The sequence below is a fragment of the Dysgonomonas sp. Shenzhen-Wh21 genome, from assembly GCF_043392705.1.
In the GTDB taxonomy this organism is placed as follows: Bacteria; Bacteroidota; Bacteroidia; order Bacteroidales; family Dysgonomonadaceae; genus Dysgonomonas.
On record NZ_JAIXHZ010000072.1, the window covers coordinates 1 to 7,258 of the forward strand.

At 30.9% G+C, this 7,258-nt stretch carries 7 protein-coding genes; all 7 read left to right on the forward strand.

The window, feature by feature from the left end:
* Window positions 1-387: hypothetical protein (locus tag LDB17_RS04290; protein ID WP_393924905.1), on the forward strand; the 387-nt coding region annotated here is incomplete at its 5' end.
* 75 nt (window positions 388-462) lie between these two features.
* Window positions 463-1,383: a hypothetical protein gene (locus LDB17_RS04295; RefSeq protein ID WP_393924906.1), complete on the forward strand. Its 921-nt coding sequence runs from the start codon at window positions 463-465 to the stop codon at window positions 1,381-1,383.
* A gap of 487 nt (window positions 1,384-1,870) precedes the next feature.
* Complete coding sequence (locus tag LDB17_RS04300; protein ID WP_252639355.1) at window positions 1,871-2,836, forward strand: hypothetical protein; 966 nt, start codon at window positions 1,871-1,873, stop codon at window positions 2,834-2,836.
* Window positions 2,830-4,332, forward strand: a complete 1,503-nt coding sequence (locus tag LDB17_RS04305) for an Eco57I restriction-modification methylase domain-containing protein (RefSeq protein WP_252639356.1) — start codon at window positions 2,830-2,832, stop codon at window positions 4,330-4,332. Before LDB17_RS04300 ends, LDB17_RS04305 begins: the two co-directional genes overlap by 7 nt.
* 91 nt (window positions 4,333-4,423) lie before the next feature.
* The gene (locus tag LDB17_RS04310; RefSeq protein WP_252639357.1) at window positions 4,424-5,599 is read left to right on the forward strand and encodes a site-specific integrase; all 1,176 of its coding nucleotides are present in this window, start codon (window positions 4,424-4,426) and stop codon (window positions 5,597-5,599) included.
* A gap of 48 nt (window positions 5,600-5,647) precedes the next feature.
* Window positions 5,648-6,913: a site-specific integrase gene (locus tag LDB17_RS04315; RefSeq protein WP_252639358.1), complete on the forward strand. Its 1,266-nt coding sequence runs from the start codon at window positions 5,648-5,650 to the stop codon at window positions 6,911-6,913.
* 4 nt (window positions 6,914-6,917) lie between these two features.
* Window positions 6,918-7,196 carry a hypothetical protein gene (locus LDB17_RS04320; protein WP_252639359.1) on the forward strand — a complete coding sequence of 93 codons (279 nt, stop codon included), beginning with the start codon at window positions 6,918-6,920 and terminating at the stop codon, window positions 7,194-7,196.
* Window positions 7,197-7,258 lie beyond the last annotated feature (62 nt).

The window sequence follows — 7,258 nt, forward strand, 5'->3', positions numbered from 1 at the left end:
CATGGGACGAAAATAATTTTGATAGCAAACGAAAGTAAAATAGATAATTTTGATGATAGCAAAGAAAAAGTAATTGGCAACACAATTGAATATACTCCCGACTATGAAGATATTTTTGATAATATTATAAAAAGCATTTTTGCAAGAAACACAGCATATACAGAATTCCTTTCTTACCAAAAAGAACTTATTTTGGATATTTTCAATAAAACGACTAAAAATCTCAGAACTCTTAAATATGGATTAAATCAGTTTCTAAATATCTATTCTGAGATAGAATCCTTGTGTAATAGAGAAGAAAAACTTTTTAGGAATAGTAAGGATGAAATTTTAAAAGAGACTTTAAAATTCATATTGATAATATCAGAGGAATATCGTACAGGATAAATTTCCTTCTCAGAGAAAAAAGAATTAGATAATCTAGATTCTTATACTATGATGATGGCAAGGGAATTATATAATATGGGAAAAAAAGTAGAAGAAACAGAAGAACCAACATACTTGAGGTTAATCCATGATAAATATTACTCATTTAGTAATAATTATAAATACTTCGATTCAATTTATTCCTTTGTAACAGGAGGAGAAGCTTTTGATATTCTCAAATTAAGAAATGAGATTATAAATATATTTCGTATTAATGAAGAAGGATTAACTTTACTTCAATATGGAATCTTGAATTTGTTATCTTGGGATAAAGTTTACAAACTAGAAAATATAGAATACAAGTCGTTAACATCAAGGATGTTAGATTATGCGAACAGAGGGGGATATCAGAATCTAAGTGAATATGCAACAGTCTTTTATTATGCTCTTCGATTTAATAATATTTTCAGTTATTCTCCAGATACTTTGGTTCAGAAATTGAAAGTAGGAATTAAGAAAGCTAAAATAAAATCAGTAGATTTATCTATAAAATACCATCCTAGTAATTTTAAAAACATTAAAGAGGATGATATCTATAGGGAGCAGAAAGAAAATCTTTTCCAATTTATTCTAGACGAGAATAGAAAGCTTGAGTTGAGTTCAAAAAAAGATGAGACGAAACAATTAGAAGAAGAATGTAGAACTGATATCTCTTCATTTTGTCAAAAATTTTATTCTGAATATAGCATAAAAATACTGGAAGAATTCAGTCCTCATATTTTTTATTCAGCATACATTAAATCAAACAATGATTCTAAGCATCAAGTTTATATATTCATGGAGAGAGCATTTAATAGAGAGCCGTATTATTTATCTGATATAAAGGTTTTCTTGATAGGTTTAAAAGAGTTATTTGATAAAGGAAGGAAGCAGCACGTAAAAAAAACGCTTAGCGGACACTATTATTATGCAACAAAGAAACTCATTGAAGATAAACTTAAAGAAATAGAAAAATAAAAAAATGCGACGCATCAGATTGGGGTGTGTGCAGAATCCATTTATGGGGTGTACCCCCCTTTTTTGCCTCTAGTCCCCAAAAATGTAACTCTCTGATTGAGCTTATACAAGTGTAGAACATTAAACGCCGTGCGAATACTGTGCAAGTTTCAAAATTAGATTTAAAACAAAAACGCTAATCAATTTATTAAGAAAAGATTAGCGTTTATTCGAGTCGAAACTCTGAGGTTCCTGGCGAACTGCTTATATATTTGATAATCTGATGATTGTGTTTTTGCATACTCAATTTTAGAGTCTTAGTAATTCATAGGAAACCCAGTAAAATAAATGCTTTACTCTATATTGAATAATTGCGACCCTTTTTGCGACCCCCTATTTTTTGAAAACTTTTAATTTAATATGAAATAAATTTTGCCTTTAACAATATGCCAACTATTTTAGCTCATGCGAATTTGAAAAGCACTGGTTGATAACTCAGTTTCTTTTCATGGCATTCCATTGGATTTTAATTGATACATTTGCAATATCAATTAAAAATCGTTCAAAAATGGAAATAACTAAAGAAATTCGCACCTCAAAAAATGATGTTATACAATATTTTCGAGATGAGTTAGAAACTTTCATGGAGGAATTAGAAGGAGAAAACGATTATAAAAATAAAGCAAAAATACTCAATAGAGAGCTTTATAAAAGTCGGGAAGGACTTATAAAGGAAATAGAAGAAAAAGCATTGGAAGGGGAATGGTCAAATATAGAACTATTGGAATGTATTTTAATGGTTACTTATTGTAATTATGTGGTCATGCTTGAGGCAAGAAATTCTGTTTGGTCGTACGAGTATATGACATTTTCAAGGCGTATTGGTGAGCTATGGGAGCCTTTTTGTAAACTAACTTTCAAATATCCAATTAATGAGTTGGAGCTTTTTACGCCTCCTACTTTTCAAGAAATAAAAAATAAAATGGTTCCAGAATTGACGGATAAAATAAATAACCTTCCAATATCTGATGAAGACAAAGAGCAACTACTCAACTTTTATTCCGCTTTATGGGAAATGGTTAGTTGTGGAGAAATTCAGATGAATTTGGATTTACATTTCAAAATTGGAGATGAAAAGTTTGTTGTTGATTTTAAGAGTGGTTTTGGTTCAAATGAAAAAGGGAATACTAACAGGTTACTATTAGTTGCCAAAATATTTCATGGTTTAAATGACAATTATAATCCTTTAATTTTTGTACGCTCTACCGAAAATAACAATTACTTTAATACATTAAAGAATAGTGGCTTATGGAGTGCTTTTTCTGGTGCAGACACTTATAATGAAATACAAAGATATACTGGATATAATATTAAACAATGGATAGAAAATAATATTTCTTGGGAAGACGATTTATCCCCTGAGTTTGTAAATCATTTAAGAACGAATAATTTGCTCCAATACTTAACATGGTAGAAGAAAAAAGAAAATATCAGGCTTATTACACTAACTCATCATCAATAGTAAGTTATATGGTTAACTTACTGGAACTATCTGGCTCTGAGAGAATATTAGAACCTTGTGCGGGAGATGGGATTTTCTTAGATAAATTAATAAAAGATGTACCTAAAGCTTCAATTGATGCTTTAGAACTAAATGGACAATCTTTTAATAATTTGAAGTCTAAATACAACGACTATATTAATTTGAATATAAAGGAAACGGACTTTCTATATGATGAAGATTTAGATTTCTATTCTTCTATGGGAGGTATATATGATGCAGTAATAGCAAATCCACCTTATGGCGCATGGAGAAATACAGAGGAAAGAAAGAGCTTAAAAAAGAAATTCAACGGATTCTATTCAAAAGAAAGTTATACCTTATTTTTAGCTCATAGCATAAATTTATTGAAAGATGGTGGACGACTCTCTTTTATTATGCCTGATACTTGGCTAACAGTACATATGCATAAATTAATACGAAAGAATGTTTTGACAAGTTGTTTGATTCATGAAATTTCATTATTTCCGTCCTCATTCTTTCCTGGTGTCAACTTTGGATATGCAAATCTAATGATTATATCTCTGGAGAAATCTTCAAAAAGAGAAATATGTTTAAATAATGAATTTTGCATTTATAGTGGTTTTAAATCAGTTGAAGAATTAGGAAACAATAAATTGGAACATGTTAAGAAGATTGTTTTAACTCAAAATGAAGTTCTAAAAAATGCTGATTATTCATTTGCCATTAATACAAATCAAAAAGTCCTTGATTGTATTAAAAGTAATGGGCTAAAAATTGGAGATATATGTAGCTGTGTAACAGGGTTTTATTCGGGAAATGACAAGTCGTTTCTAAAAGTGATAAATAAAGATATTAAGAATGGCAAACGATACGATTTAGTTGATGTTGATAATGTTGAGTATAATTGTTCTGTAAACGATTTAGAAGGTTTAAATACAAAAAAATTGTATGTACCAATTGTAAAAGGAGGGAATACCAAATACTGGAAATCGGATATCTGGTTTATGTCTTGGACAAAAGAAAATGTTGAACATTATAAGGGATGTAAAAAAGCACGATACCAAAATTCCAATTTTTATTTTAAAAAAGGAATAGGTATTCCAATGGTAAGTTCTTCGTCAATATCCGCAGTATTACTCGATAATAGGTTATTTGATCAGTCAATCGTTGGGGTATTTCCGACTAATGAACAATTCTTATATTATTTATTAGCTTTTTTCAATTCACCTACATGCAATATTTTAATTAGGACAATAAATTCAACGACTAATAACTCGTCAAATTATATAAAGAAGATTCCTTTTGTAGAACCATCCGAGGCTCAATTAAAAGAAATTTCCTTGAATGTAAAATCAATACTTCAAAATGTTGTTAAAAATGGAAATTTTCAAAAAGAAATTGAAGACTCTAACAATTCCATAATTCATAATATCTATGGATTTTAGAAATAAGAAAGAAAATATTCATTTTTAAATTTTGCCGTCTCCAAACTGCCAACTAACTTAGTTCATGCGAGTTAATGAACTATTGTAGAAAATGGCAGAATATTCGATTATAAGTTGTATCAGAAATGATAAGCCGATAAAACGCAACGGCAAATATCCAATATACCTTCGTATTCGGGTTGGAATCAAGGAAACCAAAGTTTCAACGAAATTAGATGTACGAAAGGAACAGTGGGATGTAAAGAAGAAAGTTCCAAAAGATAAGGCATTGCTACTCCTCTTAAATCGAAAGATAACGGAATTAGAGCTTTATATAAATAGAATCCTTGTAGAGGGGCAGGAATTGACCTTAGACGTGGTAAAAGAGTTCTATTCAGGTAAGAAAAAAGTAAAACCCGAAAGTGGCTCATTATATGACTACTATCTCGAATTTGTAGAACGCAAACGCAAAGAAGGTCTTAACCCAGAGACTATCCGAGTGTATATGACAACCTATAATGTTCTGAAAGAATTCAAAGAAAATATACGAATTTCGGATATATCCTTGCCCTTTATTGAAAAATTCGATGACCATATGCGAGAAGTAAACGGAAATTCGGCAGGTGGACGCAACCCAAAGCATAAGAATTTGAGAACTGTTATTTTGGATATGCAAAAACGCAATCTTTCAATAGATAATCCTTATAAGTGGTTCAAAATACCGAGTTCCGAAGCAAAAGAGATTTATTTGGATAAAACGGAACTTAATACTTTGGTCGAATATACCGAGCAATTTGATAAAAACTCGAAGGAATACCAAATCCTAAAGATGTATCAGTTTTCGTGCTTTTGCGGATTGCGGTTTTCCGATGCTATGACTTTGACTTGGAAAGATATAGATTTTGAGAATAGTATTATCCGCAAAACGATGATAAAAACCAAAACTGATGTTATTACTCCTTTATTCCCAATGGCTCGTGATATACTAATGGAGTGGTCGAATAACGGAACTTTGTTAAATAGTGATGAAAAAATATTCTATAATTATGCCGAGCCAACTGTAAATCAAACGCTTCGTAAGCACTCAAAACTTGCTGGAATCAATAAGCATATTACCTACCATTCCTCACGCCATACGTTTGCAACCCTTCTTGTAGTCGATGGAGTAGATATTTATAAAATCTCAAAATACTTAGGACATAAGTCGGTAAATATGACCCAACGATACTTAAAATATGATTTGTCAATAGCAAGAGAATCGGCAAGAGGGATTCATACGTTTTCGTGATAATGAATTGCTTGAATATATTTATCTTAGCACGAAAATTATATTACTATGAGTATTCCCGAATCTACTTTGTTTCTTAAACGAGATAAAAAAAATAAGAAAGGTGGCAAAATCCCTTTGCATATACGATTCACTCGAATAGACGGCGAAGAAATCAAATTCTCTTTAGGAAAGAAGGGGAAACCCTTCAAATTTCTCGAAGAAGAATGGGACAATAAGAATAAATGCCCTTATGATCCTTCCCTTAAAATTATAATAAGCAAAGAGCTTAATCGAATAAATTCAGCTGTAATTGATGCCGTACGTCATGATGAAGAATTAACAAAGGATTTATTAAAGAAAATCGTTAAAAATGAAATTGCTGATGAATCTAAAAATGCCTCTTTCTTTGATTATTTCAATAAATATATTGCGATGCAAGAAAAGAAAGGCAATATGTCTAATGGTACTTTCAAATCCTATAGAACTACTTTTAGAGCATTAGAAGAATTTCGCAAAGAAATAAGAATCAAAGATATAAACGAAAAATTCGTAAATGATTTTGAGAAATTTCTTATAAAACGAGGTAACGAAGCAGGCAGAGGAGATGTAGAAGGTAGTAGATATAATAGACTTAGGCATTTGAGAGCAGTCATTAATTATATTGGAACAAGACAGAAAATCAAAATTGAAAATCCGTTCCAAAGCGGAGATATTTCGATTAAAGAACCTCCTACGAATGATATTTTTCTTGAAAAGGAAGAACTTAACAAGCTTAATACATATTTTTTAAAAGAAGTTACGCATGGCTCTTTAGAATCTGATGTCCTTGCGATGTTTTTATTTTCTTGTATGACAGGTTTGAGAATAGGCGATGTCTTAACTCTCAAATGGAAGCATATCGACCGCTCAGACGAACCTTGGGTCATTAGTAAAATATTGGAGAAGAAAGTAGGAGGAAACGAAGTTCCTTTGGAAAATATCATTTCAAAATATGCATTATGTTTATTGGATTGGACGCAAGACGACTATAATAATTTGGAGCAACCCGAAAGATTTGTCTTTCCTCAAATAGAGCGTACAAAGATAAATACAACCTTGAGAGAATGTGCAGAAAAAGCAGGCATTGATAAGCATCTTACCTTTCACTCTTCCCGAAGAACTTGTGCCACGAATTTTATGATTAATGGAATGGATCGTTATGCTTTAATGAGATTCATGGGGCATAAAAATTTTAATACTACGCTTAGATATGTTAAGTGGAGTGGTATGATTTCAAAAAAGTTTGCTGATAAAATAGAAGTTGTCAAAGTAAATAAGCCTTTAGTAAAGTAGAAAAATGAATCGATTGTCGATTGTGCAAACTGAATTTAATTCGATTGGCTTCCTTGCTGTTATTCTTATTATAGCAGTCATTGTAAACGCTTTGATATTGCTATATTATGTTTACGAAATGGCTTGCAAGAATGGGAGAAGCTCTTTTTATTGGGTAGCATTCTCACTTTGCTTAACTCCAATAGTTAGTATCATATTGCTTTCTTGTATTGGAGAAACCGAAGAAAAAAGAAGAGAAAGATTACTGAAAGATGAAGAATATCTAAGAATGATGCGAGATTAACCTTAATCTAAATCACTAAAAAACTCTTTTAAAGGTTGTAGATGCTCACAATATAACACTGA

Bases quoted from the DNA above. Each gene is read 5' to 3' on its own strand.
- LDB17_RS04295 (WP_393924906.1), top strand. From the start codon at position 463: ATGGGAAAAAAAGTAGAAGAAACAGAAGAACCAACATACTTGAGGTTA.
- LDB17_RS04300 (WP_252639355.1), top strand. From the start codon at position 1,871: ATGGCATTCCATTGGATTTTAATTGATACATTTGCAATATCAATTAAA.
- LDB17_RS04305 (WP_252639356.1), top strand. From the start codon at position 2,830: ATGGTAGAAGAAAAAAGAAAATATCAGGCTTATTACACTAACTCATCA.
- LDB17_RS04310 (WP_252639357.1), top strand. From the start codon at position 4,424: ATGGCAGAATATTCGATTATAAGTTGTATCAGAAATGATAAGCCGATA.
- LDB17_RS04315 (WP_252639358.1), top strand. From the start codon at position 5,648: ATGAGTATTCCCGAATCTACTTTGTTTCTTAAACGAGATAAAAAAAAT.
- LDB17_RS04320 (WP_252639359.1), top strand. From the start codon at position 6,918: ATGAATCGATTGTCGATTGTGCAAACTGAATTTAATTCGATTGGCTTC.